This is a genomic window from Streptomyces sp. NPDC028305, from assembly GCF_055569495.1.
Window position 1 is genome coordinate 140,183 of record NZ_JBVHTN010000014.1, and the last position, 25,420, is coordinate 165,602.

General features: G+C 70.9%; 18 protein-coding genes and 1 pseudogene. 9 read left to right on the forward strand and 10 right to left on the reverse strand.

The window, feature by feature from the left end; translation table 11 throughout:
* Window positions 1-2 precede the first annotated feature (2 nt).
* The 5 genes from ACZ4WQ_RS44900 to ACZ4WQ_RS44920 all read right to left on the reverse strand — a co-directional run bounded on the left by ACZ4WQ_RS44900 (window position 3) and on the right by ACZ4WQ_RS44920 (window position 12,139).
* On the reverse strand, window positions 3-3,470 hold the full coding sequence (locus tag ACZ4WQ_RS44900) for an amino acid adenylation domain-containing protein (protein WP_398377190.1): 3,468 nt from the start codon (window positions 3,468-3,470) through the stop codon (window positions 3-5).
* Entirely contained in the window at window positions 3,467-6,112 is a 2,646-nt protein-coding gene (locus tag ACZ4WQ_RS44905) for a beta-ketoacyl synthase N-terminal-like domain-containing protein (RefSeq protein WP_398377189.1), read from the reverse strand. Before ACZ4WQ_RS44905 ends, ACZ4WQ_RS44900 begins: the two co-directional genes overlap by 4 nt.
* Window positions 6,109-9,246: an amino acid adenylation domain-containing protein gene (locus ACZ4WQ_RS44910; RefSeq protein WP_398377187.1), complete on the reverse strand. Its 3,138-nt coding sequence runs from the start codon at window positions 9,244-9,246 to the stop codon at window positions 6,109-6,111. Before ACZ4WQ_RS44910 ends, ACZ4WQ_RS44905 begins: the two co-directional genes overlap by 4 nt.
* Window positions 9,247-9,894: 648 nt before the next feature.
* Entirely contained in the window at window positions 9,895-11,337 is a 1,443-nt protein-coding gene (locus ACZ4WQ_RS44915) for a M1 family metallopeptidase (protein WP_398377185.1), read from the reverse strand.
* A gap of 52 nt (window positions 11,338-11,389) precedes the next feature.
* Window positions 11,390-12,139 (reverse strand): M20/M25/M40 family metallo-hydrolase, encoded by a 750-nt coding sequence (locus tag ACZ4WQ_RS44920; RefSeq protein WP_398377183.1) that lies wholly within the window; start codon window positions 12,137-12,139, stop codon window positions 11,390-11,392.
* A 429-nt stretch (window positions 12,140-12,568) separates the two neighbouring features.
* On the opposite strand from ACZ4WQ_RS44920, the gene ACZ4WQ_RS44925 reads away from it, so the two are divergent.
* Entirely contained in the window at window positions 12,569-12,880 is a 312-nt protein-coding gene (locus ACZ4WQ_RS44925) for a hypothetical protein (RefSeq protein WP_385342897.1), read from the forward strand.
* Between the two features lie 19 nt (window positions 12,881-12,899).
* On the opposite strand, the gene ACZ4WQ_RS44930 is transcribed toward ACZ4WQ_RS44925, so the two are convergent.
* Window positions 12,900-13,808, reverse strand: a complete 909-nt coding sequence (locus tag ACZ4WQ_RS44930) for a MerR family transcriptional regulator (RefSeq protein WP_398377181.1) — start codon at window positions 13,806-13,808, stop codon at window positions 12,900-12,902.
* A 39-nt stretch (window positions 13,809-13,847) separates the two neighbouring features.
* Between ACZ4WQ_RS44930 and ACZ4WQ_RS44935 the strand changes: the two genes are divergently transcribed.
* From ACZ4WQ_RS44935 to ACZ4WQ_RS44945, 3 genes are all read left to right on the forward strand, one after another.
* A complete protein-coding gene (locus tag ACZ4WQ_RS44935) occupies window positions 13,848-14,597 on the forward strand; it encodes a maleylpyruvate isomerase family mycothiol-dependent enzyme (protein ID WP_311728079.1) in 750 nt (249 codons plus the stop codon).
* A gap of 313 nt (window positions 14,598-14,910) precedes the next feature.
* Window positions 14,911-15,564, forward strand: coding sequence for a class I SAM-dependent methyltransferase (locus ACZ4WQ_RS44940; protein ID WP_398377179.1), 654 nt, complete (start codon window positions 14,911-14,913; stop codon window positions 15,562-15,564).
* Window positions 15,565-15,658: 94 nt separating this feature from the next.
* Window positions 15,659-16,156 (forward strand): hypothetical protein, encoded by a 498-nt coding sequence (locus ACZ4WQ_RS44945; protein ID WP_398377177.1) that lies wholly within the window; start codon window positions 15,659-15,661, stop codon window positions 16,154-16,156.
* 76 nt (window positions 16,157-16,232) lie between these two features.
* Here ACZ4WQ_RS44945 and ACZ4WQ_RS44950 read toward each other — a convergent pair whose 3' ends face one another.
* Window positions 16,233-18,476 carry an MMPL family transporter gene (locus tag ACZ4WQ_RS44950; RefSeq protein WP_398377175.1) on the reverse strand — a complete coding sequence of 748 codons (2,244 nt, stop codon included), beginning with the start codon at window positions 18,474-18,476 and terminating at the stop codon, window positions 16,233-16,235.
* 128 nt (window positions 18,477-18,604) lie between these two features.
* Here ACZ4WQ_RS44950 and ACZ4WQ_RS44955 point away from each other — a divergent pair, with 128 nt between their 5' ends.
* The gene (locus ACZ4WQ_RS44955) at window positions 18,605-19,090 is read left to right on the forward strand and encodes a hypothetical protein (protein ID WP_398377173.1); all 486 of its coding nucleotides are present in this window, start codon (window positions 18,605-18,607) and stop codon (window positions 19,088-19,090) included.
* A 78-nt stretch (window positions 19,091-19,168) separates the two neighbouring features.
* Here ACZ4WQ_RS44955 and ACZ4WQ_RS44960 read toward each other — a convergent pair whose 3' ends face one another.
* On the reverse strand, window positions 19,169-19,759 hold the full coding sequence (locus tag ACZ4WQ_RS44960) for a class I SAM-dependent methyltransferase (protein ID WP_385343084.1): 591 nt from the start codon (window positions 19,757-19,759) through the stop codon (window positions 19,169-19,171).
* Between the two features lie 97 nt (window positions 19,760-19,856).
* Complete coding sequence (locus ACZ4WQ_RS44965) at window positions 19,857-20,705, reverse strand: hypothetical protein (protein ID WP_398377172.1); 849 nt, start codon at window positions 20,703-20,705, stop codon at window positions 19,857-19,859.
* A gap of 147 nt (window positions 20,706-20,852) precedes the next feature.
* On the opposite strand from ACZ4WQ_RS44965, the gene ACZ4WQ_RS44970 reads away from it, so the two are divergent.
* Complete coding sequence (locus ACZ4WQ_RS44970; protein WP_398377170.1) at window positions 20,853-21,356, forward strand: hypothetical protein; 504 nt, start codon at window positions 20,853-20,855, stop codon at window positions 21,354-21,356.
* 86 nt (window positions 21,357-21,442) lie between these two features.
* Window positions 21,443-21,964 carry a hypothetical protein gene (locus ACZ4WQ_RS44975; protein WP_311728086.1) on the forward strand — a complete coding sequence of 174 codons (522 nt, stop codon included), beginning with the start codon at window positions 21,443-21,445 and terminating at the stop codon, window positions 21,962-21,964.
* A 47-nt stretch (window positions 21,965-22,011) separates the two neighbouring features.
* Here the strand turns inward: ACZ4WQ_RS44975 and ACZ4WQ_RS44980 are convergent.
* Window positions 22,012-22,083, reverse strand: a pseudogene (locus ACZ4WQ_RS44980) (kinase); the annotation flags it as partial.
* Window positions 22,084-22,222: 139 nt separating this feature from the next.
* On the opposite strand from ACZ4WQ_RS44980, the gene ACZ4WQ_RS44985 reads away from it, so the two are divergent.
* The gene (locus tag ACZ4WQ_RS44985; RefSeq protein WP_398377169.1) at window positions 22,223-24,463 is read left to right on the forward strand and encodes an NUDIX domain-containing protein; all 2,241 of its coding nucleotides are present in this window, start codon (window positions 22,223-22,225) and stop codon (window positions 24,461-24,463) included.
* Window positions 24,464-24,514: 51 nt separating this feature from the next.
* A complete protein-coding gene (locus ACZ4WQ_RS44990) occupies window positions 24,515-25,393 on the forward strand; it encodes a S1 family peptidase (RefSeq protein ID WP_311728089.1) in 879 nt (292 codons plus the stop codon).
* Window positions 25,394-25,420 lie beyond the last annotated feature (27 nt).

Genomic DNA, 25,420 nt, shown 5'->3' on the forward strand with positions numbered 1-25,420 from the left:
CATCAGTCGCTGTCGGCCGCGCCCTCCGCGGCCCGCAGCCGCTGTTTGCGGGACACCTGCTGCCTGCGCTGTAGCCGTGCGGCGTGCCGGGCCTGCGTTTCGGCGGTCCTGTGGTGGCCGGAGGGCGCGGCGGAATCCGCCCGGCCGCCCAGGTGGGCCGCGTAGGCCTGGACGCTGGGGTAGCGGAAGAGATCCACGATCCGGGCGTCGGCGTGCACCCGCGTCCGTACCTTGGTCAGCAGGTGGGCCACCAGGATCGAGGTGCCGCCGGACCGGAAGAAGTCGTCGGCGGGGCCCACCGCATCGCTGCCGAGCACCTCGCGCCAGACCTCCAGCAGCCGCTTCTCCATGTCGTTCGCGGGCTCCGTCACGGCGCGCTCGGTGTCGCCGAGAGGCACGGGCGGCAGGGCTCTGCGGTCGGTCTTGCCGCTCGACGTCGTCGGCAGGGCGGTGGCGCTCACCATGGCGGCCGGCAGCATCTGGTCGGGCAGCAGGTCCGCGAGCGCGGTCCGCAGGGCGGCCTCGTCGAGCACGGCCCCGGGCCGCGGCACGCAGTGGGCCACGAGCGCGGCGCGCGCTCCCTCGCGCTGGACGACCACGGCCGAATCGGCCACGCCCTGGAGCGAGTTGAGGGCCCGCTCGATCTCCTCCAGCTCGATCCGGTATCCGTTGACCTTCACCTGGTTGTCGATGCGGCCGAGGAGTTCGAGGTCCCCGCTCGGCAGCCAGCGGGCGACATCGCCCGTCCGGTACGCCCGCCCCTGGTCGCCCAGGGCGGGGAGGGCGGGGAACCGCTCGTCGGTGAGGTCCCGGCTCCCGGCGTATCCGCTGGCCACGCCCGCGCCGGTCAGCACGAGCTCCCCGTACATCCCGACCGGAACGGGGTTGAGCCGGGCGTCGACCACATGGGCCGCGGTGTTGGCGAGCGGCTTGCCGACGAGGATCCGGTCGGGCGGGACGGCGGGGACCTCCCAGCAGGTGGACCACACGGTCGTCTCGGTGGGCCCGTACATGTTCAGCACACAGGGGATGCCCAGGTCCTTGAGCCTCCTGGCGAGTGTGCTGTCGAGGGCTTCGCCGCCGACCATCAGGAGCTCCAGACGGCGCAGCGCTCTTTCGGCGTCGGGCAGCGCGAGGACGCCCCGCAGCATGGTCGGGGTGGCCTGGAGCGCCGTCACGCCTTCGGCCAGGATGAGTTCCGGCACGGTGAGGGGGTCGGACCGTCCGTCGGCCGGCGTCATCAGCCGCAGGCTCTCGGAGGTCTCCGCGAGCACGACGCGGGCGCCTCGCGCCAGGGTCCAGAGCAGTTCGACGACGGCGATGTCGAAGGTGACGGCCGTGACGGACAGCCAGACCGGGTCCGACGGCAGCCGGACCGCCTCGTCCAGCGCCACGAAGAGGTTGGCCAGATTGCGGTGGGTGACCTCGACCCCCTTGGGCCGGCCCGTCGACCCCGAGGTGAAGATGAGGTACGCCGACTCCTCCGTGGCGGTCGGCCGCTCGGCGTTCGCGGTGGTGTGCGCCAGGTCCCGCGCGGACAGGCGCGGCCCGGCGAAGTCCGGGCACCTGTGGGCGTATTCGGCCCCCAGGACGAGCGCGGAGCAGTCCGCCGACTCGAGCATCGCGTCGGTGCGGGCCCGCGGGGCCGCGCCGTCCAGGGGTACGTAGACCATTCCGGCGGACATGATTCCGAGCAGCACGGCCACCAGCTCGGCCGAGCGCGGCACCATGACACCGATCCGCTGCCCCGGGCGCAGCCCGGCGGCCTGGAGTCCCGCCGTCACCGCGTCGGCTTCGCGGGCCAGCTCGCCGCGGGTCAGGCTCTGCCCGCGGAAGGTCAGGGCCGGTGTCTCCGGGTTCTCGGCGAGACGGTGGCGGATCAGCTCGTGCACCGGCTCGGGCGGGACGGGGCGCCGCGTCCGCGTGTTCCACCGCTCGATCAGCGCCGCGCTCTGCGGGTCCATGAGGGAGAGTTCGGCGAGCGGCGCGTCGGGCATGGCGCACATGCTCTCCACGAGCCGCCGGAAACTGTCGGCGATGCGCCGCGCGTCGTCCCCGTCCAGCAGGGCGTCGTTGTGGACGATCAGTCCCTGGAGCCCGTCCTCGTCCTCGCGGAGCTTGAACATCAGGTCGTACTGAGCGGAATAGAAGGGCGTCGGCGCCGGCGCGGCCTCGACGCCGGGCAGTGCGAACCGCTCCCCCGGATACGTCTGGAGAATGAAGATGTTCTGGAACACCGGTGAGTGGGAGCTGCTGCGCTCGGGCGCCACGGCCCGCACGACCTGGTCGAAGGGAAGGTCCTGGTTCGCGAACGCCTCGAATGTGGTGCGCCGTACCGCCGCGAGGAAGTCACGGACCGTCTGTCGCTCGTCGACCCGGGTGCGGACGGTGATGGAGTTGAAGAAGAGTCCGGGGGTCTGCTCCAGCGCGGGGTAGGGCCGGTTCGCCAGCGGGCTTCCGACCGCGATGTCGTCCTCACGGGTCATCCGCGACAGCAGCAGGGTGTATGCCGAGATCAGGACGGCGTAGAGGGTGTTTCCGGTTGCGGAGCACAGCCGGCGGGCGTGCTCCAGCAGGTCGGTGTCGTACCGGAAGGTCAGTGCCGAGCCACGGTAGCTCTGGATCGTCTCGCGCCGGCGGGACGGGACGAGTTCGAGCAGCGGCGGCAGATCCGCCAGGGCGTTGCGCCAGTGGTCGCGCTGCCGTTCGGCCAGTTCGCCTTCGAGCCACTCGCGTTCCCAGACGGCGTAGTCGGCGTACTGGACGGAGAGTTCGGGCAGCTGGGGACGGCGGCCTTCCACCCTCGCCGTGTACAGCTCGGAGATCTCCTTCTTGAGGATTCCGGTCGACCATCCGTCGGAGATGACGTGGTGCTGAGTGACGACGAAGGTCCGGCACGAGTCGTCGGTGCGCACCAGGTCGAAGCGGATCAGCGGGGCCGAGGAGAGCTCGAAGCGGGTGGAGACGATCGAGAACATCACGTCGTCACGCGTGTCCGGGCCCGCCTCGTGTTCCGCGAAGACGACAGGACACCGGTCCTGGATCCGCTGCACAAGCTCCGAGCCGGTCTCCGCGAGCGCGGTGCGCAGAATCTCATGGCGGTCCACGAGGTCCTGGGCGGCGCCTCGCAGGGCCGCGATGTCCAGGTCGCCGCGCAGCTCGAGGGCGAAGTACATGTTGTAGACGGGGAGGTCGGTGGCCGTCTGCTCGATCAGCCACAGCCGCTGCTGGGCGTAGGAGGCCGGAATGGGGGCGCCGCGGTCCACGCGCTCGATGCGCACCTCGCGGCGGGCGGCCTCCTCCTGGGATTCGCGCAGGAATTGAAGGATGTCGTCCCGGTTGGCCCTGATGGTCTTCTTCAGTTCGTCGCTCAGGACGCCCTGGGGAGCGGAGACGGCCAGCCGGTCGCCGTTGGCGGTGATCCGGATGCCCTTCAGCAGCAACCTTTCGAGCAGGCTCGTGACGTTCACAGCTCAACGGTTCCCATCCGGTCGTCGGCGGTCGAGGTGAGGGCCGCGTAGACACGCATGGAGGTGAGTCCCTCGTCCACGAGCTCGGCCATCCCGGCCAGGGTCTCGGCCTCCAGCAGGTCGCCGAGGGACACTCTGACGTCGAAGCGCTCCCGGATCCTCACCATGACCTGCGAGGCCACCAGCGAGTGGCCGCCCAGGGCGAAGAAGCTGTCGTCGGGCCGGACCTCGGGTACGCCCAGAACGGCCCGCCACATGGCGGCGAGTTCGGTCATGGTGTCGCCGGTCGGGGCGGCCGACGGCGCGGGGCTTTCGGGGACGGCCGACGGAGGGGGGCTTTCGGGGACAGGGGCCGGCGCCGCGGCGACGCCCCAGTGGCGTACCGCGTCGAAGGGGTACAGCGGCAGGGAGGTGCGGCGAGCCGTCTCGGGGCCGGGCAGGAGTTCCCAGGACACCTCGCAGCCCCGCTCCCAGCAGTGGGCGACCAGTGTCAGCCAGTCCTCCCAGGTGGCGACCGCGTCGGCGACGTTCGGGACGCCCGCGGGGAGCCCGGCCTCGGCCGGTCCCATGACCGCGGAGCGGGTCACCTCCAGGAGGTGGCCGGGGGGCGGCGCCGCGCCGGCCGGCAGCGTACTGCCGAGGGTCAGGGAGCGCAGTTCGTACGCGGGCGGCGACATCCGCACCGCGGCGAGTTCCGCCTGGATCTCTCCCAGCAGTTCCTCGCAGGCGTCGAGATCCCCGCCGTCCAGCGCCGCCTCCACGGCCTGTGCGTGGTACAGCGCGCAGCGCAGCGCCACCTCCCAGGGCAGCGCCCCGGCGGCGGCGAACGCCGCGTACTCGCCGGCGTCCAGCGCCGCCAGCGCATCGGGCACGGCCCCCAGGGCGGCCAGGGACTCGAGCGCGCCGCAAGCGGTGCGGAACTCCTCCCCGGTCCATGCCGCCCGCTCCTCGAGCGCGCCGGGGCCCGGGCGTTCCCGGGCGGCGCGCAACCGCGGAAGCAGGGCGGCGGGCGACGCACCCGCGGTCTGCGGGGCCTTGTCCCGGAAGCCGATCCCCAGGACCACGGGCCCGCGCGGCAGTGGCGCGGAGTCCTCGCGCAGGGCCGAGTCCAGTGCTCCCAGGGTCGGGGCCACCCAGGCCCGGCGCAGCCGCCGGTGGTTCCGGGACCGCTGAAGCGTCAGGGCCACGTCGGCATGCGACGGCGGGTGCGGCGCCGCCGTGACGGCCTGCGCGAGCTGTTCACGGAGGCGGTCGAAGGATGCGGGCGTGTGGGCCGACAGGGGGAAGATCTGCGGCGTCCACGGCTCGGCGCCGGAGTCGTGCCCGGTGTGCCGTGGCGTGGACGCAGTGGCCGGTGGCTGCTCAAGCACGATGTGGGCATTGCTGCCGCCCATGCCCAGGGCGGTGACCGCCGCGCGCCGGGGGTGGGAGGTCAGGGGCCACGGGTGTGTGCGGGTGCTGATGTAGAGGCCGCTGCCGTCCAGCTGGATGTCGGGGTTCAGCTCGCCGTGCCCCACGGTGGCGGGCACCACGCCCTCGCGGACGGCCAGCACGGCTTTGATGATCCCGGCCATGCCGGCCGCGGTGTCCAGGTGTCCCACCGAGGACTTCACCGCGCCCACGGCGCAGGGGGCGGTGACGCCGAGGTGTTCGCGTGCCTCCCGGAGCGCGGCCAGCTCGATCGGGTCGCCCAGCGGCGTACCGGTGCCGTGGGCCTCCACATAGCCCACGGTCGCGGGGTCGATCCCGGCGTCGGCCAGCGCCGCGAGGACCACGTCCCGCTGTCCCCGCACGCTGGGCGCGGCGAAGCTCTGCCGCTCCGCGCCGTCGTTGTTGAGCGCGGATCCGCGCAGGACGGCGTGCACGGTGTCGCCGTCGCGGAGGGCCTGTGCCAGGCCTTTGAGGACGACGACGCCGACGCCGCTGCCGGGCACGGTGCCCGTGGCCGACCGGTCGAAGGGGCGCAGCTCCCCGTCCGGTGACATCGCGCTCCCGTCGACGGCCTGGTAGCCGTGCTGCTGGGGGAGCTGGAGCGACACGGCCCCGGCCAGGGCGATGTCGCACTCTCCGGCCAGCAGGCTGCGCCTGGCCAGGTGGACCGCGGTCAGCGCCGTGGAGCACAGACTGTTGACGTACACGCTGGGACCGCGCAGGTCCAGGTGGTAGGACACGCGCAGCGGCAGCGCGGCGGGAGTGTCCGACATGCTGCGGTGCGTCCTCGCGCCGCTTTCCGGGCTCGGGAGGAGGGCCGCGTAACGGTTTTCGCCGGCCCCGCAGAAGACTCCGACGCGCCGGTCCGGTCCGTATCCGGCAAGGCCCGCGTGTTCCAGCGCGTGTACGGACTCCTGGAGGAACAGCCGGTGTTGCGGATCCATCGCGGCCGCTTCAGCGGGGGCGATGCCGAAGTACTCGGCGTCGAAGAGGTCGATCCCGTCGAGGAGCCCGGCGACGGGCACATAGCGCGGGTTCGAGAGCGTGTCCTCGGGTACGCCCCTGGCCCGCAGTTGCCCGTCGGTGAGCCTGACCACGGAGGTCTCGGCTCCGACCAGGCGGGCCCAGTAGCGTTCCGTGTCGTCGGCTCCGGGGAAACGGCAGGCCATACCGATCACGGCGATGGACTGATCTTCCTGCTGAACCGTCATACGCGTCCCTTGTCGTCCTCGGAGCGGCGGCTCAGCGAGCGAGCGACGGCCGCCACGGTCGGGTACTTGAACAGGTCCGTGATGGGGATGTCGGCCGAGATCCGCTGCCGGAGGAGGCGGTGAAGGCGGATCAGGGTGAGCGAGGTGCCGCCCAGCTCGAACAGGCTGGCGTCGCGCGGCACCCGTTCACCGCCCACTCCGAGCACCTCGGCCCACAGCCCGGCGAGCCGCTGTTCCAGCGCGGTGCGCGGGGTGGCGTGTGCCGAGACGTCCTGTCCTTCCTGGGGCCGGGGCAGGGCTCGGGTGTCCACTTTGCCGGTGGCGGTCACGGGCAGTTCCGCCAGGCGGAGGAGGTGGGTGGGCATGAGCTCGGCGGGGAGGCGGTCGGCGAGGTGAGCGCGCAGCTCGTCCGAGCCGATGTCCCCCGATGACACGAAGTGGACGAGCAGCGAGTCGTCGCGCTCGGCGCTGATGGTGACCACCGCGTCGTTCACGCCGGGGTGCTGGAGGACGAGGCTGCGGACACCGTCCAGTTCGACGCGCAGACCCCGCACCTTCACCTGGGCGTCCTCACGGCCGAGGAATTCCAGGACGCCGTCCTCACGGAACCGGGCCAGGTCCCCGGTCCGGTACAGCCGCGCGCCCGCGCCGTCGACGAACGGATGCGGGATGAAGCGCTCGCGGGTGAGCTGGTCCCGGTTGGCGTACCCGAGGGCGAGCGGCAGTCCGCCCAGGTAGAGCTCCCCCGCGAAGCCCGGCGGCAGTACCTGGCCGCCCGGTCCGAGCACATACGCCTGGGCGCCCGGGATCGGGCGGCCGATGGGTACTGTGCCCGTGACCATGTCTGTGGCCGGGGAAGCCTCGTGGAAGGTGGCCTCGATGCCCGCTTCGGTGGGGCCGTAAAGATTGACCGTCCGGGCGCCGCACGCGCGGTGGACGGCGTCGACCACCCATTGCTCCAGCTGCTCGCCACCGGAGAACACCCGGCGCAGGGCGGCGCACTCGCCCAGCCCGTCCTCCGCCAGCACGGCCTTGAGCAGCGTGGGGACGAACTGCACCACGGACACCGCGTGTTGACGCATCTCCCGCAGCAGGTACGCCGGGTCGCGGTGCGCGGAAGGCGGTGCGACCACGGCGAGCGCCCCCACGGTGAGCGGAGCCAGGTACTCCCACAGGGAGGCGTCGAAGACGGGTGGCGTCTTGAAGTAGAAACGGTCCTGGCCATGGAAGCCGAAGTCGCGGCGTTTCCAGTTCAGGTTGTTCGCGAGGGCCCGGTGCGGAACCGCCACGGCCTTGGGCAGACCCGTGCTGCCCGAGGTGGTGATGAGGTAGGCCGGATCCCCGCCCGAGACGGGGACGTCGTCGAACGCGAGTCCGGGACCGACCGACTCGGCGTCGGTGTCGGTGGCGGTGTCGACCAATGGGAGGGTCCCCGGTAGCCCGTGGTCCCCTGTGGCTCCTTGGACCACTGCCGCGGCGGCTCCCGCCTCGGAGACCACGAACGCGCGTCGGCGCGCGGGCTGCTCCAGGTCCACGGGCAGAAAGGCGAGGCCACAGCGCATCACGGCCAGCGCCGCGGCGACGAACCGGGCCGACCTGGGCAGACACAGCGCCACCGGACTGCCCGGGCGCAGCCCGAGGCGGGCGATGCGAGCGGCGAGGTTCCGGCTGGTCTCGTCCAGTTCCCGGTAGGTGATCTCGCGTCCCTGCTCGATCAGGGCGATCGTCTGGGGGGATCGCTTCACCTGCCGCGCGAACATCGCGGGAACCAACTGGTCGGGCTCCGATGTGATACGGGCATTCCAGGTGTCGAGCACCTGGGAACGGTCCTCCTCCGGGGCCAGCTCTACGGCGCGGACGGGACCGTCCCATCCAGCGAGAATTCGCGTGAGCACCTCATGAAAGGCCCGGGCCATACGCCGTGCCGTGTCGGTGTCATAGAGCTGGGTCTTGAAGTCGAGCCGACCGCTGATCTCGGAGCCGATCATGTTGACGGAGAGCAGGAGATCCGCCTTGCCGTCACGGGGAGCCAGCGGGATTCGCTCGACCTCGATGTCCGGAAGTCGAAGTTCCGACTCGGGCGCATCGTTCAGGGACAGCATCACGGGTATACCCGAATGGCCTCCCCTGGCCTGGAGCGTACGCATGCACGCCCATAACTGGCCCAAGGGGGCTTCCTGATGATCGAAACACTCGAAAAGTGAATCCTGAACCGCCCGCACATATCTCTGTAGGCTCAGTTCCTCCTGAGGGAGGCAACGGAAGAGGAGCATATCGGTGAACAGGCCGACCGTCTGGCCGTATTCACCTCTTCGCCAGTCCACGGCCGGATAGGCGATCGCCACGTCCTCAGACCGCAGAAAATGTTGCAGCGTCACCGAGAGAGCGGACAGCAGAAGGGAGAAAGGGGTGACCCTTAATCGTTCACCGGCCGCCGCGAGATCGCCGGGCAGCTCGACCGGGACCGAGGAAGTGCGGAGTAAACCCGCCTGGGAAAGGCCGGGGTTGCGCACGGGGGCGGCGATGCCGTTCATCCCGTCGAGATACTTGCCCCAGAATTCCGCCTGCTGATGCCCCGCCGGGGAGGCAAAGCGCTCCTGCTGTTCCGCGATGTAGTCGAAGTACTCCGCCGTGGATGTCGGCCGACCGAGCCGACCGGCGCCCTGCGGACCGGCCGAGTATCCACGCGCCAGATCCTGCGTGATCAGGGGGATGGAGGCGGCATCCACCGCCACATGGTCGAAGACCAGCAGCAGCACGGCCTCACAAGGCGCGGTGCGGAACAGGTGAGCGCGCAGCCGGCGCTCGGCGTCCGGCCCGAAGGGCGCCCGGGCCGCCTCGGCGATGCGCTCGTCGAGTTCCTCCGTGGGCACGTCGTGCACGCTCAGCACCTCGGCAGGAAGGCCGCAGACCTGCTGACGCGGGACGCCGTCCTCGGATTCCCCCATGGACACCCGTAACAACGGATGGCGCTCCATCACCTGCCGGACGGATTCCTCCAGCGCCGCCTGGGAAATTGGCCCGTTGAGACGGAATGCCACTGGCACGTTATAGAGGTCGCTGCCCTGATTCAGCTGCTGCGCCGCCCACACCGCTCGCTGCTGTTGACTGAGCGGGGCCCAGGGGCCGGTCACGGCGAAACTCCGGGAATCATCGAGAATCGCTGCTCAACAAACCGAAAGGAAAGATCATCATCAATCAGAACGTGCGTCATCAGCTTGCCCCCGCTCAACCGGACAACCCCCGCCAAGCCGCTCCGAAAGGCGGCTGATTCAGATGCGAAGGTCAGTCAGCAAATCTGAAATCTCATCCGTTCCAAGCGGTAACAAGGACAGCAGCAACGACCACAAATGGCAAGTGACCTAAATCACGCCAAGCCTTTGGATTGGATGGCCCACCGTCCGATAGGGCGCGATGATCCCCGGATATCGCGCATCGCCCTGTTCAGTCACTCTGGTCCGAAGGTGCGCGGGACGGGAAATGCGGTGAGTCCCGTGACGTACGAGCGGATAGGCCGCGGCCAACCGGCTCGATTACCAGCTCGACCGCGCACGCAATGGCTGATCAGGAGGCCTGTCCGCGCTCTGGCCGTGATCATTCCGGGGCTGCTGAACGCCTTCTTCGCGGACATCCTCAAGGGGGACGGGCCCGAACCCCCGGAGGCTCGATCTGAGGAGCAGGGGCAATTTGGAAACTGCCGGTGTGACGACCGATGGCACCTTCCTGTCGAGGGATGCCCGCCGACCCCGGGCCCCCTCCCGAGGAGGGCGCCCGGGATGCGTTCAGCGTGCCGTGGCGCCGTCCGGGTCGAGCGACCCGAGGGACCCCGGGAAGAGGTATTTCCTCGCCGGGGTGGTGGTGCCGTGTGCCCAGGCGCCGAAGAAGCCGGTGAGGTCCTCGCCGGAGACCTCCTCGACGAGCGCCTCGAACTGCGGCCAGGACGCGTTGTTGTAGCGGTGGTCGCGCTGCCACCGCTTGAGGGTGCCGAAGAACGCCCGATCCCCGACCGTGCGGCGCAGGGCGTGCAGCATCATGGACCCCTTGCTGTACAGGGCACTGGCCAGTTCGCTGCCCTGACCGGGGTCGTACAGCCTCGTCGTCCAGAAGTCGGGGTCCTCCCCGCTCTCCTCCACCATGGAGCGGTAGAAGCCGGTGTCCAGGTCGTCTCCGGACTTCTCCTCGTACCACAGCTGGACGGCGTACTGGGCGAAGCACTCGGCCAGGCAGCCGTCGCGCCAGTCGGAGAGGGAGACGCTGTCGCCGAACCACTGGTGGGTGTTCTCGTGGACCATGGAGACGTCGAAGAACCCCCCGTGGTACGTCGGGCGGCTCTGCGTCTCCAGGGCGAACGGGCCGCTGCCGTCGTCGCCGGCGATGACGATCGCGCCTGCCGAGGAGAACGGGTACGGGCCGAACTTCGAGGCCAGGAAGTCGATGACGTCGGGCAGCAGGTCCTCCGTCTCCGGGTCGGCGGTGGCCCCGGGACTGTAGGCGTGGACGACGGGGGTGCCGTCCGAGAGCTCCGAGGTGTGCAGCGTGAACTTGTCGATGGCGATGGTGCTGAGGAACGTGGCCATCGGCCGGTCCTCGTACCAGCGGAACGTGGTCGTGCCCCGGCCGGTGGTGGTGGCGCCCGGCCTCCCGTTGCCGACCACCGTCCAGCCGTCGGGGACCGTGGCCGTGAGCCGGAAGGTCGCCTTGTCCGAGGGGTGGTCGTTGGCCGGGTACCAGGCCGTGGCGGCGTGCGGCTCGCCCGACACGTTCGCGCCGCCGTCGGCGAGGGTGTGCCAGCCCTCGCCGACCGGTTCGCCGGAGTAGCGGACGCGGACGGAGAAGCGCGCGTTTTCCGCGAGCGGCCGGGCGGGGGTGATGACGAGCTCATGCGCGCCCTCGCGGGAGACGGCGCGTGCGGGTGTGCCGTCCACGGTGACGGAGGTGACCTGGAAGCCTTCCAGGTCGAGGTGGAACCGGTCCAGGTCCTGCGCCGCGACGGCCTGCACCGTGGTGTCGCCCTCCAGGTGGCGGGGGCGGGCCGGGTCGTAGTTCACGCGCACGTCGTACTGCGTGACGTCGTAGCCGGAGTTCCCGTCGTCGGGGTAGTACGGGTCACCGACGCCGGGGCCGCCCGGGGCGGCGGAGGCGGGCAGCGTGGTGAGCACGATGCCGGCGGCCACAGCCGTGGCCAGGGTGGTGGTGCGGCGTTGCCGTTTCCAGCGGGCGGGCATGGTCTGCTCCTTCGGGGGCGGGTCGTCGAGGGGCCGGGAGGAGGGGCGGGGGTCAGCGGCGCGCGGCGAGCTGCCAGACCGCGCTGATGAACGCGTTGGTGCTGAGGGTCTCGGTCTGCGGGTCCACGTTCGCGACGCGGTCGCACGCGTCGTGAGTGCAGTCGTCGATCCCCGTGGCGAAGCCGCCCACCGGGATGCCGGCGTCGCCGAACGACACATGGTCGCTGCCGCCGATGCCGATCTCGAACGTAGGAAGGTTCCGGGCCGCGAACCAGCCCTCGAACGCCGCGGCCGCCGCGGGGTCGTCGTGGACGACGAGCCACTGCCGGATGTCCTTCGCGCCGGCCATGTCCACGTTCAGGTAGACGTCGATCCGGTCGCGTTCGGCGGCGGACAGATCCCGCACATAGGCGGTGGACCCCACCATGCCGGCCTCCTCGGCGCCCCACCAGGCGAACCGCAGACGGCGGTCCGGCGTGAGACCCGCCCTGGACACCTCGAGGGCGGTGGCGAGCAGGGCGGCGGAGCCGGAGCCGTTGTCGTTGATGCCGGGACCGGCCGCCACGCTGTCGAGGTGCGCCCCGGCGAACACGACATGCCCGGGATCGCCACCGGGCCAGTCCGCGACGAGGTTGTAGCCGGTGGCGCCGTCGTGCGTGAAGCGGTGCAGGGTGGTACGGAAACCCGCCTTGTCCAGCGCGGCCTTCACATAGGCGACCGAGTCGCGGTAGCCCCGGGTGCCGTGCGCGCGGTTGCCCCCGTCGCGGTCCGCGATCCGCTGGAGGGCGTCGAGGTGCGGCATGACCTGGTCCGCGGTGACGACAGGCGGAACCAGATCCGCGCGCGGTTCGGCCGCTGCGGCTGAGGCACCCACGAGCGCGGCGCACAGGCCGAGGGCCACGGCCGCGTGGCGGATCCGGGACGACGCGCGCGATCGGGATGTGCGAGGGCCGGCTGTACGGCGACCAGGTGTGCTGATCGGGTCCATCGGTATGGGCCTCTCCGTGATGGGGCGATGGCGAGTGCGCCAGGGCGGTTGCGGTGGCCTGGCGCCCAGACGGAGAGACGGGGTGCCCCCGACGTCGGTTGTAAAGAGATCACAAAGTGCCGGAGCCCGTACCCCGCCCCTCCCGTACGGCTCCACCGAAATTCCTGTGCGCACGGGTACCCAGAGGGCCGTCAGCCGGTCTGGAACTGCCACACCGACCGCAGCGCTCCGAAGGAGTCAGGCATGATGCGACGCATCACCACCACTGCCGGGATTCTGGCCGCCGCAGGAGTCCTCACCCTCTCCATGGCCACCTCGGCCTCCGCCGCCCACGGCGACCTCCGCAACAGCACCTGGCACATCGTCAACCCCAGCGGCTGTGTCGTGGTACCGCTGGAAGACAACAGGTTCCACGTGTACAACTCCACCAACGAATACGCCCTCGCCTACCAGAACATCACCTGCACCGGACCGGTCATCGATGTGATCCCGCCCGGCGGTCGCTCCGCGGAGGGCCCCATCGCCGTTCTGGGCCGAGCCGTCTGGGTCGATTGATGAAACCTCGGGGTGGCGTCTACGCCACCGCGCGGTCGAGCGAGTCCAGCAACCAGGAGTGCGCCTCGCCGACGGTGACGTCCTCGCCCGTGATGTCGCCGACGAGCTCCCAGTAGCGGCGCATGCTCGGGCCTCGATCGACCGCCGCGACGCGTAGCAGGGCGCGCCGGAACGTCGGGCTGTCAGGCGTGCCCTGCCTCGTCGCGTGCGCCTCGACGAACCGGTCGAGCAACGGTCCGGGGCCCGGCTGCTCGCCCGCTCGCACAAGTGGGCGGGCGAGTTCGCACGCCTCGCCGATTCCCCCGTCGAGCAAGGCGTTCTGGTAGGCGACGAACTCTGTGCCGGTACGTGTGCGTGCCCAGATCTGTTGCCGGAGCCGGTGGTCGTCGACGATCGCGACCAGCGTGGCGTAGGCGACCACCTGCTCGGGGGTGGGGTCGTTCGGTGGCTCGGGGACGCTGACGGAGATGAACATGCTGGCGCCGTCCTCGGGCATCGCGGGCAGGGCGAGGCGGCTCCAGAACACCTCGAGCACGTGCTGTGCCGCCCGGCCGTCGGCGACCGTGGCCAGCAGCTCCAACCTCGCGGCCCGCTCGGCCGGTGCCGCTTCCTCGACGGCGCGGAGCGAGGCGCGGCGCCAGGCCAGCGTCGCCAACTCGACATCGATCTCGGCGCGTTCCTGTGCGGCGGCTTCGGCGACGGATCTGCGGCCGCTGAGCACGGCGTCGATCGCCGTCAGCCCGAGCCCGAGTGCGCGCAGCCGACGCAGCAGCGCCAGCCGGTCGACCACATCCGCGGGGAAGCGACGGTGCCCACCGGTGCTGCGGACCGACTCGACGTAGCCCTCGTCGCAGTAGAAGCGGATCGTGCGCACGGGCACACCGGTCAGCTGTGAGAGCTCGCCGATGGACAGGGTGTCCTCGCGCACTTGAACCTCCACCCGGGTGGAGTTCCTACCCTACGCCGCATGACACAGACGGATATCGACCGACTGGCCTCGGGCCTGCTCGCACAGACAGCGGCGTTCGCGGATGCCGTGGACGGCGCCGACTGGGACGCCTTCGTACCGACGTGCCCCGAGTGGCGCCTTCGGGTCCTCGTCGGACACCTCGGGCAGGCACCGCGCTGGGCGGCGGGAATCGTACGCGGCGGCTCGGCCGATGGCATCCCTGATCCGCATGAAGCGATGCCCCCGCAGGACTGGCGGACATGGCTGCTCGCGGGGGCTTCGGAGCTTGTCGAGGCAGTGCTGGCGGTCGGTCCTGACACACCGGTATGGACGCTCGTCGGGCCGGGACCGGCGTCGTTCTGGCTGCGGCAGGCGACACACGACACCTCGGTGCACGCCGTCGATGCCGCGTTGCCCGCCGGTGTGCCGTACGCCCTCGAGCCCGACCTGGCGGCCGACGCGGTGACCCAGTACCTGGAGCTGCTGTCCTCGCCGGCGGCCGCGACATTGAAGCCCGCGGTGGCCTTGTTGTGGGGTGCGGGCTCGATCGGGCTGCGGCCTTCCGAAGAGTCGATCGAGGGGTGGGTGATCACATGCACCCCGACGGGGGTGTCGTGGCGACGGGGCCCGGGGTCGACGGACGTCACCGTGACGGGGGCGGTGGAAGACCTGCTGTTGGTGCTGATGCGACGCCTGCCGCCACAACGCGTGGCGATCGATGGGGACGAGCGGCTGTTCGACCACTGGCTAGCCCATTCGGCGCTGTAGGCGGCAGTCCGGCTGAACAGAGTATGGCTCTCACCGACGGGGGATGCGGTGAGAGCCATACTCAGTGTGGCACAGAATAAGCACCGAAGTACCCGATCCGGGCAGTAAATCTCGCATATATCCATCACTTGGGCCTCACACGTCCCAGCCGCCACAGCGGTGACCACTCCTCGCGGCCCTGCACGGTGCGGGTGGAACGCCCGCGGAGCCACTTGACCTTGCCCGAAGGTGAAGGCCGACAGTGTCCGTGGCAACCAGGCCGCGAGCTGAGCCCGCTCGGCTCCGGCCGAACCCGGATGAGAGGAACCCGCATATGGATGACGACGCTCTCCTGGCAGAGCAAATGGCCTACTACAGGGCGGGCGCGGCCGAATACGACCGGCCCTACGCGGAGCGCGAAGAGCTGAAGCGGTTGCTGGCTGCCGTCGATGAACTCCCGATCGCCGGGGATGTGCTGGAGCTGGCCTGCGGAACGGGCCAGTGGACTCCGAGGCTCGCCGCGCGGGCGCGGTCGGTGACGGCTGTCGACGCGGCGGCCGAGGTGCTGGCCCTCGCCCGGGCGCGCACCGCGTCCCCCACTGTCCGGTTCCTTGAGGCCGACCTGTTCACGTGGCGGCCACCACGGCGCTACGACACGGTGTTCTTCGCCTTCTGGCTCTCGCACGTCCCGCCGACGCGGTTGCCCGACTTCTGGAACACCGTCGCCGCCGCGCTCGCGCCGGGCGGCAGAGCGATCTTCATCGACGACGGCCCCGCCGCTGCCGCGGAGGAGGAGGTTCTCGCGAACCAGCCCGCCCCCGCGGCGCTGCGCCGGCTCGATGACGGCAGTCAGTACCGCATCGTGAAGGTGTTCCACGATGTCCGGACGCTCACGGACGACCTCACGGCGCTGGGCTGGTCGGTCCGCATCCGGCCCGTGGCCGGGAACTTCATCGGCATCGCGGAACCGCCGGCCACCGCCGGCTGAGAAGCCGCGGCCGCGGCGCCCGAGCCGTACAGGTCGGACTTGACCTTCGAGTTGGTTGAAGCTCAATGATCGCCGGGTGCCACATTCCGAACACATGCCGACCCCCGACCCGACTATGGACGCCATCGGCCAAGCCGTCGCCGAAGGCCGAGCCGGCGACACCGCTTCCGCCCGCCGGAAACTCCTGGACCTGTGGTCCGCGACCGGTGTCACCGGCGACCCACTGCACCGCTGCACCATCGCGCACCATCTGGCAGATCTCCACCAAGACCCCGCCCAGGCTCTGATCTGGGACATTCGGGCCTTGGACGCTGCCGACGCCGTGACCGAGCAGCGCGTCCAGGAGCACCACGCCGGCCTTCATATCGCCGGTTTCTACCCGTCCCTGCATCTCAACCTCGCCGACAACCACCGCCGGCTCGGGTCCTTCGAGGCCGCCATCGAGCACATCGACGCGGCCAAGGAGCATGCGCCGAACCTCCCCCAGGACTCCTACGGTGACCTTCTTCGCGAGGCCATCGATCAGGTGGCCGAGGCCATCGACCGGCGGGACACCGCCGCGCGGGCCTCCGCGCCCGGTGCCGGCGCATAGCACTCCCCGCGTCGAAGTGACCCGGTGCTGCCCCGACCGGCCGGGGCAGCACCGCCTGCGGACACGCGGCCGGCGGTCAGCCGGTCGGCGTCCGCTCGCGCTCCTTCCGCTGCGACTGCGGGTTCGCCTCCTCCCGCAGGCCGAAGCGGGTGTACAGCCGCTGTAGCCCCGGGGGCGCCCACCACGTGGCCTTGCCGCCCAGTCGCATCGCGGCGGGGAGCAGCACACCGCGGATGAGTGTCGCGTCCATCAGGACGGCGAGCGGCAGCCCGACGCCGTACGCCTTCACCAGGGAGATGTCCGACGCCGTGAACGCGAGGAAGACGATCGAGATGGCCACGGCGGCGGCGGTCACGATCCGCCCCGTGCGCTCCAGAGCGTGGGTCACGGCCTTCGTCGGGGAACCCGTCAGCTCGTACTCCTCCCGCATGCGGGACAGCAGGAACACCTGGTAGTCCATGGCCAGGCCGAAGGCGAGGCCGAAGAGGATCACCGGGATCGTCGCCGCGATGTTGCCGGTCGTAGTGAAGTCGCCGAACAGCCCGGCCAGATGGCCGTCCTGGAACACCCACACCAGGGCGCCGAACGTCGCCGTCAGGCTGAGCAGGCTGAGCACCACGGCCAGGAAGGGCAGCAGGACACTTCCGGTGACCAGGAACAGCAGCACCAGCATCGCGAGCATCAGCGTGCCCAGCGCGTACGGCAGCGACTCCATCAAGGCGGCCGACGCGTCCTTGTTGGTCGCCGCCATGCCGCCCACCAGGACCTCGAACGGCGCCTCGGTGTCCCTGATCTCGCCGACGAGCTGCCGTGCCTCGTCCGGGCTGTCCGACGCCGGTGTCACCGAGAAGTAGACGGCGCCCTTGGCCGCGAAGCCTCGTGACCGCTCGTCCGGGGGCGTGACAAGGGCTCCTTCCGCGTAGCCGCCGGTGGATGTGCGCACCGCGGCAACACCGGGCAGCGACGACAACCGCTTCGCGTACCCCTCGACGGCCTTCCCGTCCGATCCGCTCTCGGGCGCGACGACCACCAGCGCGTTCTGTCCGCTGCCGACGAAGTCCTCCTTGACGGCGGTCGCGACCTGGCGAGCGGATGACGACTCCGGCATCACGCGCTCGTCCGGCATGCCGATGTTGATACCGAGGAACGGCGCGCCGAGCAGCAGCAGAAAGAGCGTGGCCATCGTGGCGATCGGCAGGGGACGCCGCATCACCAGTGTCGCCAGGCGGTGCCAGAAGCCGTTCGAGGCGGCGGCACCCTCACCGTCCGCGGCCCCGGCGGCGCGCTTCTTGCGGCCGAAGACCCGGCCGCGCTCGATCCGGTCACCCAGGATGACGAGCACCGCGGGAAGCACGAGCAGCGCGGCCGCGCCGGACACCACCGCGGTCAGCACACCCGCATAGCCCATGGACCGCACGGCCATGAGCGGGAACCACACCATGGTGCTGGAGGCCACCGCGACCGTGAGCGTCGAGAAGAGCACCGTCCGGCCGGCCGACGCCATCGTCGCCCGCAGCGCCTCCTCGGTCTGTTTCCCGGAGGCCAGCTCCTCCCGGTAGCGGTTGACGAAGAGCAGGCTGTAGTCGATCGCGAGCCCCAGCCCCAGCAGGGTCACGATGCTCGCGGAGAGGGCCCCGATGGTTGTCACCTCGGCCAGGATCCACATCAGCCCCATGGAGAGCGCCATGGCGACAATGGCGACGATCAGCGGCAGGGCGGCGGCCATCAGGCTTCCGAAGACGAAGACCAGCACGACCAGGGTGAGGGGGATGGCGATGGCCTCGCCGGTCTGGGCGTCCTTCTGCCCCTGCTCCAGAAACTCGACCTGGAACTTCGTATTGCCGCCGAACGTCACGTCGAGACCGGCTCGCTCGCCCTCATAGGCATCGGCCAGCTCGGCCACGCGCTTCTGCGCCGTGGAATCATCGCCGGTCACCATGCCGGTGATCAGGGCCTTGTCGCCCTTTCGGCTCTTCATCCGGGGCGGTTTGCCCGCCGCCCAATAGGAGGTGACGTTCTCGACTCCGGGCTCCTCGCTCAGCTCCCGGGTGAGCTTGCCGGCCGTGGCCTCGACGGCGGGATCGTCCACACTGCCGTCGACGGCGACGAGCACGGTGAGGTTGGGCTGACCTTGGCCAAATGTGCTCGAGAGCGTCCTGACAGCGCGCCCGGACTCCGAGTTCGGGTCGTCGAACCCTCCGGCGGCCAATTTGCCGAAGAGGGTGGTACTCGCCGCTCCCCCGGCCACGGCGAGCAGAAGACTGACGACGAGAACCGCCACTCGGCGCCGGATGACCAGTCCGGCCAGTCCGTCAAACATTTTTCTGTCCTTTCCAGAACTCGGTATGTGGAGCACTACCGCCCTCTGGACGGACCGGGCCGCCCCGGATGTGACATCACGGGTCCCCGGCAGCCGACCGGGATCGCTCGTCGTCGGTGGCTGATACGTTGACCGGCCCGGACAGCGCTGGGGTCGGGAGTGTGATGGGGACGATCCTCAAGGGGATGCACCGCGTTCGGTGGCATGAGTTGACACATGCGTACGGATCCGCGGAAGACGTTCCGGGCCGGCTGTCGCGGGTGGCGTGGGGTGACGCCAGGACGAGCGCTGAGGCGCTGAGCGATCTCGGCCTGTGGCTGGGTGAGCTGGCGGTCTTCGACGCGACCGTCGCGGCGGTTCCGTTCCTGTGGGATCTCGCGGTGGCCGATGGCGTCACCGATCGGCCTGGGGTGATCGAACTGCTTCAGGCGATCCTCGAACACGCGAACGCTGCCCAGATCGAGGTCCAGCACGCGGCTCACCGTGCCGTGCTCGACGGAAGGAGCACGGCGGGCGTGCTGACCGGTGACGAGGATCCCGCGGTGCGGGTGGCGGCTCGCGGTCTGGCGGCCGCGATCGACGGCCACGTCTGTGCGTCCTGCCGCCCGGCCTGATGGCCGGCCTTGTGCCGTCCCGCGCCCCGGACCGGGCAGGCCCTCCGCGCGGACCCGCCCGGCCGACTGCGTCCGGACCTACAGCTTGCCGCGCATCAGCAGATGCCCCCTGCGGCGCCTCTCTCCCTCACGCGGCTCGCGCAGCATCCGGCCGACTTCGGTGAACTCCGCCGCGCGAGCCAGGCCGGCAAGCTCATCGATCGGCCACTGATAGGCCGGCGCCACCTTGTGGTCGAACTCCTCCACCGGGCCGCCCTCGGACTCGAAGAAGCCGAGCAGGAGGTAGCCGCCCGGGGCCAGCACCCGGCGGAACTCCTCGAAGTACGACGGTATTTCCCGGGGCGGGGTGTGGATGAGCGAATACCAGGACACGATGCCGGCCAGCGCACCGTCGGCCAGGTCCAGGGCGTCCATCGAACCGACCTCGAAACGCAGGTCGGGGTATGCCTCGCGGGCAAGGTCGATCATCACGGGCGACAGATCGACGCCAAAGATGTTCAGCCCCAGGTTCCGCAGGTGCGCCGTCACACGGCCCGGGCCACATCCGAGCTCCGCGACGAGCCCGGCGTCGTCGGGCCGCACGGAGTCGGCGAACGCGGCGAGTACCGCGCGATCCAAGGGGAGATCGTCGAGTTCATTTCGAACGAATTCGGCATACGGAACGGCCATGGCATCGTAGGCCGACGCCGTAACACTCAGATACGAGGATGCAGACACACGGCGGACCCTACCGAGTCCTCGGAGACAGCGGGCCGCCTCGCGTCGACTACCCGCCCAGGGGCCAGACTCGGAGGCCGTCGCCGCCCGATGTGACGAAGGCGGGGCGACCGTGCAGTTCGATGATGCGGATGGCCGGAATGCGGCGCTGCCGGCTGTCGCCGGTGTGGGCTGTGAAGGGCTCTGCCAACGGGCGCCGGTTCTCGAGATCCCAGGTGTGGACGGTGCCGTCCTCGGCGCCGACCACGGCCACCTGGCGGCCCTTCAGCCACGCGACGTCCATGCAGCTGATGTCGCCCCCTGGCACGGGGAGAGGATCCTCCCACCGGCCCGTGCCGAGGTCGCCCAGTCGCAGGGTCGTGCCGCCGGCGGCCAGGACGCACGGGCGGCCGTCCACGGACACCACGGCGACTCCCTCGACGACGCTGTCGAGCTCTTCGAACGTCATCACCGGGGCCTCTTCGCGGAGGTCCCACAGCCACACCTCGCCGTCCCAGCTGCCGGACACGAGGAGGGAGCGATCCCCGAGCCTCCCCGCCGCGACGGCACCGACGCCGGCATACGAGCCGTGGTCCGACAGGGACAGCTCCATGGACTCCGGCTCGCCTTCTTCAGGGTCGACCTCTTCCACGGGGTCGGACAGGAGGATCACCGAGCCCGTGCCGCCGCCGGCGAACCAGGTGCGGCCGTCAAGCTCCACCGTGGTCGTCGAGGCCACGCCGGCCAGGTCGTCCCGCTCCGAGGCCCGCACAGCGCCGCTGTCGAGATACCACTGCGCGAAACCCTGATGTTCCCCTCCGCCACCGACCACGATCCGTCCTCCGGCGACGGTGGCGCCGACCGTGGTCACCTCCACCTCATCCGTCAACTGGTGTTCGGTCCACCGGTCATCGAGCAAGGACCACATGGCCGCCGAGTGGCCGCAGGCACAGACCGCCAGGGGGCGGCCGGAGACATGGACAACATCGAAATCCTCTACAGAGCCGTGCGGACACGTGGTGGACAACAGGGGAACTCGTGACGCCATGCCGGGGACTATAGATCCGTGGACACGATCGACACACCCGTACCGGGTTTCCGGCTCGCCTGGCGCGGCAACCACTATTCCGGCACGCCCGTCGACGACATGTGGCTGGCCGTCCTCAAGACGTTGGACGGGGTGTGGTGGTTCGACGCGTATTTCATCGGACGCGTGCCGTTGCGCGGTGGCGTGGCACGGGCTGCCGCGTTCGCCCGGTGGCTGCTGGCAGCCCCGCCCGATGGCCCGTACGAGACGGAGTTCGTGCTCGTTCGCGGCGAGCCACAGGCCGGAACGCGGCAGATCGCGGAGGGCACCCTGCTGACGGTCGAGCTGCTGATGGGCCGCGAACAACCCGGCGGGCCCGAGTTCCTTCAGGTGCTGCTGTTCGGCGAGACGCCGGTGCGCCACCTCGCCTTCGAAGTGTGCGCGCCACTGGACTGCCAGCCGATGCCACGCGCCGAGCTCGAACGCGCGGCGACCGGACTCCTCACGATCTGTGCCGAAGAACTCCCGGAGGCCGATGTCTGAGCGCGCACGTCGCGTCGGCGCTTTTTCCCCCGGGCGCCGCATGCCGGAACCACGCGGAGCGCGGTCCGCTCGGCAACCCTGGAGGCATGACACACCGGACCAGCCCGCAGGACTCGCAGCCCCGGCCGCCCACGGGTGCCGCGCATGCCGACTACAGCGGCGCCGTCTACGGCTCGCTGCTCGCCGCCTCCGTGGTGGCCGGCGCCGGAACGCTCGGCTCGTTCCCGCGGCTGGAACTCGCCTTGCTGCTGTTGTGTACCGGGGTGGTGTTCTGGGCCGCGCACGTCTTCTCCCGGCTCTTCGGGGCGCGGATGGTGCGTCAGTCGCTGAGCTGGAAGCAGGTCCGCCGCGTGTGTGCCGACGAGCGGCCGATCGTCGAGGCGGCCGTGCCACCGGCCGCTGCCGTGGCGATCAGTCCGCTCCTCGGACTGGGGGTCCCCGGAGCGGCATGGCTGGCGCTCGCCGTCGCCCTGGCCGAGCAGGTCGGCTGGGCGAGCCTCGCCGCCGTCCGGGCAGGCGCCTCAGTCCGCCTCACCATGCTCGCGGGCACGGTCAATCTTCTCCTCGGGCTCGTCATCGTGGTCCTCAAGGTCTCGCTCCACCACTGACTGGCCATCCGGTTCAAAAAGCGCGTTCAGGCCGGTGTCGAGCATCCCGCGACACTCGACTTGCCCGAGGCGCTGTTGCCGCGCAGAACGACCAGCCGGGTTGCTCCATTGCCCACCATCACCCGCGTCACGCTACCGGTGGTGGCCGGCCGTCGAGGCGGCCCGAGGGCGGGCCGTTACGCGCCAACGCGCCCTGTTGAAGCCCTTTTGCGCACCTCACAATGGGCTGGTCACGCTGTCCGTCGCGGGAGGTCGTCCTTGTCCGATTCCACTCCGGTCTCCTCCCTCGATGCCGGGGCTCCGCTCGTGGATCCTCAGCTGGCGCGCTATATGGCCGAGCACGCGGCCCCGGCCGTCTGTGCCGACGCGCTGATCCGCGACGGCCAGGGGCGGATCCTGCTGGTCGACCCGGTGTACAAGGACGGGTGGGACCTGCCCGGCGGGATGCTCGAGGACGAGGAACCGGCTTCCGCGCTGGTCCGGGAGCTGGGTGAGGAGCTCGGCCTCGGGGTGGACGTCGGCCGGCTGCTGGCCGTCGACAGCATCCCCGCCTCGGTGTACGGGCGCACCGTTCTGGCCTTCGTCTACGCCGGCCACCTGCCCGACGACCAGGCCCCGACGGCGTTGGTCCCACAGGACGGTGAGATCCGTACGGCCGAATTCCTCCCCGAAGGGAAGGCACTGGAGCTGCTGCCGCCGCCGCTGCGCCGCCGCCTGGCCGCCGCGCTCGCCGCCGAGCGCGGCTCGCACACGGCGGTGTTGCGCGACGGCCATCGGCCGCCACCTCGGCGGCGCGACCACTACGCGCTGCTGCCCGCGCCGATGATGGCGGCCACCGTGCTCGTCACCGACACGGCCGGGCGCGTCCTGGTGCTCGAGCCGACCTACAAGGACCACTTGGAGCTGCCCGGGGGGATGGTCGAGGCCGACGAGTCGCCCGCGCAGGCGGCCGCCCGCGAGCTGGCGGAGGAGCTGGGGCTGACCGTTCCGGTCGGGCGGCTGCTGGCGGTGGACACCTCCGCGGCGGCCGGCCGGCATGGCCGCGCCCTCACCTGCATGGTCTTCGCCGCGCCGCCGTTGAGTCCCGACCGGGCCGAGCGACTGAGCTTCCCGGACGGGGAGATCCGCGCCGCGTACTGGCTGGACCGCGGTGCGGCCGCGCGGCGGTTGCCCGCCCGGCTGGCCGCCCGGGTGTCGGCCGGTCTTGACGCCCTGGCGGCGGGCGGCGTCATCCACCTGGAGCGGGGCGAGCCGGCCGCCCCGTCGGCCGAGGCGGCCGTTGAGGAGCGGGCGGCCCAGGCCCGCGCGGCGATGGTCGACCGGCTGACGGCCGACGGGGTACTGACCGACCCCGGCGTCCGACAGGCCCTGCTCGCGGTGCGGCGTGAAGTCCTGCTCCCCCGCTGCTACATCCGACGCCCCACCGCCGCCGGGCAGCCGAAGGCCTGGCAGCTGCTGGACGGCGCGGACCCCCGCGACCGGGACGAGTGGCTGGCCTGGATCCACGACGGGGACTCGGTGATGGTCCAGCACCGCGGTGAGCCGCTGGACGCCCCTCGGCGCGGCCAGATCGTCACGGGCGGCGGGTTCACCGGGATGTCCACCGGCATGGCCGCCGTGGTCAAGGGCCTTCAGGCGCTGGGCCTGACGGCCGGGGACCGGGTGCTGGAGTCGGGCACCGGCCCGGGGCTGGTGACGGCCGCGCTGTGCGAGATCCTCGGTGACGCCTCGGTCACCACGATCGAGGTCGATCCTCATCAGGCCGCCGCCGCCCGCTCGCGCCTGGCCGCCCTCGGGTATCGGCCCAGGGTGGTGCGGGGTGATGGGCTGGACGGCTGTCGCGGTGAGCTCTTCGACAAGATCTTGGTGTCGTTCGCGGCGCGCGGTCTGCCGCCCGCCCTGACGGCGCAGCTGGCCGACGGCGGGACGCTGCTGGCGCCGGTCACCACCGGCGCGGTCGGCTGGCCGGCCCAGGCCGTGGTCCGGCGCACCGGCGACGCGCTCGACGCCGTGCTGCGGCCGGTCCCCACGGGGTATCGGCCGGGCCTGGGCGTGGACCTGGTCGTCGCGCCCGACCGGATGCCCGTCGGCCCGGTCACCGTTCACCGCGATCGCCCCGCCCCGCCCGAGGAGGCCGGGTTCTGGCTCGCCGTCGGCCATCTCGTGCCCGGTCTGGTACGGGTCGTCGGCGCCGACCGGCTGACCCTGTACGCCCCGGCCGAGGAGTCGTGTGTCGTCGTCCGCTCCGACGGCGACTCCTGGTGCGTCGAGCGCACGGGCCCCCGGGACATCTGGGCCGAGGTGGAGAGCGTCCACCGCCGCTGGCTCCGGGCCGGCCGACCGGACCACTACCGTCTCGACCTCGCCGATCCCGCTGTCCAGCGGGTGTACGGCGGCGCGGGGGCGCATCCGCTGACGTGGCGCCTGCCTCGAACGCCTCTTCTCCCTTTGGCGGCTGGGGAGTTGGGTACCGCATCGGCCGAACCAACGGCACAATGAAGCGGCTGGACCACATCCGCCGGGCATCGGCGGCCGCTCAAGGAGGTTCGGGTGAAGACCGTACGCCGTACCTGGAGACGCTTCCGGCTGATCGCCGCGGTGTCCGGCCTGTTCACCGCGGCTGCCCTCGCCACGGTCGGGACGAGCGCGGCCGCTCCCTCATCGGCCTCCGCCACCGCCGCCGCCTCGGCCGTCGAGTCCCTGGACGTCGCGGGCACCGCCTGGACCGTGGACGAACGCACCGGGACGCTGCGTGTGTTCGCCGGCTCCAGCGTCTCCGGCGACGACCTGGCGAGGCTCGACCGTACTGCCGAGCGCTTCGGCGGCGCCGTGGCCGTGGAACGGCTCGGCGGCACGCTGCGGACCTTCCTCTCGGGAGGCGACGGCGTCTATTCCTCCGGGGGCGCGCGCTGCTCGGTCGGGGTCAATGTCCAGAGCGGCTCCACGTACTACTTCATCACGGCCGGCCACTGCACCGACACCCTGCCGACCTGGTACACGGGCTCCGATCTGGCCACCGCCGTCGGCCCGACGACCGCGACCAGTTTCCCCGGCGACGACTACGGCGTGGTCCGCTATGCCAACACGGCCGTGCCGCACCCCGGGACCGTCGGCACCGTCGACATCACCGGAACCGCGACCGCCTACGTCGGCCAGCAGGTCTGCACTCGGGGTGCCACGACCGGCGTCCGCTGCGGCCGGGTGACGGGGCTCAACGCCACCGTCAACTACGGCGGCGGTGACATCGTCTACGGCCTGATCCAGACCAACATCTGCGCGGAGCCCGGTGACAGCGGTGGCCCGCTCTACGCGGGCGACAAGATCATCGGCATTCTGTCCGGCGGCACCGGGGACTGCGCCACGGGGGGCAGCACCTACTACCAGCCCATCCAGGAAGTGCTGAGCGCCTACGGCCTCACCGTCTACTGACCGGACCGCGCCGGAGGAGACGTCGGG

Excerpts from the sequence above, each read along its gene's own strand:
- ACZ4WQ_RS44925 (WP_385342897.1), top strand. The coding sequence starts at position 12,569 with ATGATGCGACGCATCACCACCACTGCCGGGATTCTGGCCGCCGCAGGA.
- ACZ4WQ_RS44920 (WP_398377183.1), bottom strand. The coding sequence starts at position 12,139 with ATGCCGCACCTCGACGCCCTCCAGCGGATCGCGGACCGCGACGGGGGC.
- ACZ4WQ_RS44915 (WP_398377185.1), bottom strand. The coding sequence starts at position 11,337 with ATGCCCGCCCGCTGGAAACGGCAACGCCGCACCACCACCCTGGCCACG.
- ACZ4WQ_RS44950 (WP_398377175.1), bottom strand. The coding sequence starts at position 18,476 with ATGTTTGACGGACTGGCCGGACTGGTCATCCGGCGCCGAGTGGCGGTT.
- ACZ4WQ_RS44940 (WP_398377179.1), top strand. The coding sequence starts at position 14,911 with ATGGATGACGACGCTCTCCTGGCAGAGCAAATGGCCTACTACAGGGCG.
- ACZ4WQ_RS44905 (WP_398377189.1), bottom strand. The coding sequence starts at position 6,112 with ATGACGGTTCAGCAGGAAGATCAGTCCATCGCCGTGATCGGTATGGCC.
- ACZ4WQ_RS44945 (WP_398377177.1), top strand. The coding sequence starts at position 15,659 with ATGCCGACCCCCGACCCGACTATGGACGCCATCGGCCAAGCCGTCGCC.
- ACZ4WQ_RS44935 (WP_311728079.1), top strand. The coding sequence starts at position 13,848 with ATGACACAGACGGATATCGACCGACTGGCCTCGGGCCTGCTCGCACAG.
- ACZ4WQ_RS44960 (WP_385343084.1), bottom strand. The coding sequence starts at position 19,759 with ATGGCCGTTCCGTATGCCGAATTCGTTCGAAATGAACTCGACGATCTC.
- ACZ4WQ_RS44975 (WP_311728086.1), top strand. The coding sequence starts at position 21,443 with ATGACACACCGGACCAGCCCGCAGGACTCGCAGCCCCGGCCGCCCACG.